Genomic DNA, 1,671 nt, shown 5'->3' with positions numbered 1-1,671 from the left:
AACAAAACATACTAATCTAGTGTTGGATGATTACTCGACGGAGTAGTCGTTCAACACTTTTTCTTTTACTATGTAAAGTGGAGATGAAGCCAATGCCGTGACTGCTTTGGACACATGATGTCGTAAACAAAACTGGCAGCTTCACCATTCAATTGTGAATCTCGTCTAAGTATGTTGGCTGTTAAAGTCCTGTTGAGAAAATTAGATCTGATTGGATTAGATGGAGGCAGCTCATCTCCAAGTAAAGCGGAGGTTTATTCTTATGGATTTATTGAAAACTGTTTTTGGTATTGATGTTAGCAGCCGGAAGTCTAACGTATGCATTATGGTCAATGGCCAAAAAGTTGATGACTATGCCATCTCCAACGATATGGTAGGCTTCAATCAGTTGCTAGATGACCTTAAGCAGGTTACTAAACCGCAGATTATCTTTGAAGCAACTGGTGTCTATTCCAGAAGACTCCAGGCGTTTTTGGACATGCACAAATTGCGCTATGTCATGATGAACCCGCTGGAAGCCAAAAGAAAGACAAAGGATGACCTGCACCAGAACAAGACCGATAAGCTTGATGCCTTGTACCTTGCCAAGCTGCAGTCTGAGCACCCGCAACGGCTGGCCTACGTTCAAAGCAAAGAATATCAAGAATTGATGGCCAATAACCGCATCTATGAGCAGGCTTCGCACGATCTGATAACCAACAGGAATAGACTGCACAAAGCCATTCAGCTCACTTTCCCAGAGATTGAGCACTTAATGGTTAACCCGAGAGGGAAAAACTACTGGAGTATTGTTCTCAGATTCCCACACCCTGATATCGTATTAGAAACAAAAGAAGCCGATATCATCGACTTCTTAAAAGGCTTATCTGGTATTGGTAAAAAGCGCGCTAACGACATAATGCAAAGTCTTATTCGTTTGGCTAAAGTCGCATGCCCAGCTGTCAAAAAGGACAGTGCACATATTCGTGGCCTCGAAATGGCCATTAACAATATTCTGAGCGCTGAAGAGGCGTGCCAGACAGCTTTAAAGGAGATGACCAAGCTCGCTCCCAAGCGGGATCTGGAGATCCTCACAAGCATTCCAGGCATCGGCGAAAATACCGCTCTAAGAATCATTAGTGAGCTTGGGGATATCAGACGTTTTAACAACCCTAGCCAATTAAATGCCTTCGTTGGCGTTGACCCTCAAGTTTATGAATCTGGCAACCTCACGGCCCACCTGTCAATTTCAAAGCGTGGGACAGCTATCGGCAGAAAGGTGCTGTACTTGGCAATCAACCAAATTCAGTCGGCTAAGAAAGCGGGAAACCCTTCTCATATTGCGGATTATTACGAGAAACGAAAACGGTCTTCTGAGACTGCAAGTCACAAGAAGGCCGCTATCGCATCGATCCATAAATTATTACGGACGATCTTCGCTTTAATTAAGAATGATCAATTATATAGCTATGACGTAGCCAAACATAACCAAAGACTTTTGTCATAAAAATTGATCCAATAGATATTATAACAGCCTCTTTTTTGAAATTACAGAAGGTGGCTGTATTTATCATGCCCTAAATCAGATATTTAACTCGATTCTCCGGGAGCCATTTCCCGATTAGGCCTGTATTTCAAAATAAAATTGCTTAAAATCGTTGATAACACTTGACTTAGAGTAGAAAAAAGCAG

Annotated in this window: 1 protein-coding gene; it reads left to right on the top strand. The window is 42.3% G+C overall.

The genetic code is table 11. The annotated features are described in order from the left end of the window. Nucleotides 1-262: 262 nt before the first annotated feature. Nucleotides 263-1,486 (top strand): IS110 family transposase, encoded by a 1,224-nt coding sequence (locus CP363_RS10455; RefSeq protein ID WP_069168440.1) that lies wholly within the window; start codon nt 263-265, stop codon nt 1,484-1,486. Nucleotides 1,487-1,671 lie beyond the last annotated feature (185 nt).

Origin of the sequence: Lactobacillus sp. UMNPBX12 (assembly GCF_002553955.1) — a bacterium.
In the GTDB taxonomy this organism is placed as follows: Bacteria; Bacillota; Bacilli; order Lactobacillales; family Lactobacillaceae; genus Lactobacillus; species Lactobacillus crispatus.
Note: the sequence above shows the minus strand (reverse complement) of the source record. Positions and strands in the feature narration are given on the sequence as shown.

What these genes read in the sequence shown, in the direction of transcription:
- CP363_RS10455 (WP_069168440.1), top strand. Translation starts at nt 263, where the DNA reads ATGGATTTATTGAAAACTGTTTTTGGTATTGATGTTAGCAGCCGGAAG.